Here is a 382-nt window from a genome sequence, read left to right on the forward strand (position 1 = left end):
AAGATGTCGTCGGGGCGCAGGCCGATCGCATCGCGCATAGGCGCCGAACGCCATCAGAGCGCTGAGCGGCACCGGCACGCCCTTGGGCAGGCCCGTCGTTCCGGAAGTCGACATCATCATGAACAGGTCTTGGCCCCGGCGCATCACCGGTTCGCAGGCCGGCGAAGCGGCGGCCAGGGCGGCGCGGAAATCGATGTCGCCCTGACGCAAGGCATCGTCCGCACCGAGGATGGTGGCGATCCGTGGAAGGTTGGCGACCTCGTCGAGCTTGCCGCGATTGGCCGGATTGGTCACCACCACCTTGGCCGCGCTGTATTCCAGGCGGTGCTCGATGGCCTTCGGGCCGAAGGCGGTGAACAGCGGCTGGTAGACGGCGCCGATG

At 67.8% G+C, this 382-nt stretch carries 1 pseudogene; it reads right to left on the reverse strand.

What is annotated here, in order from left to right:
- Positions 1–382 (reverse strand): annotated as a pseudogene (locus EN862_RS35025) (AMP-binding protein); the annotation flags it as partial.

The organism is Mesorhizobium sp. M2E.F.Ca.ET.219.01.1.1 (assembly GCF_004016445.2).
Lineage (GTDB): Bacteria > Pseudomonadota > Alphaproteobacteria > Rhizobiales > Rhizobiaceae > Mesorhizobium.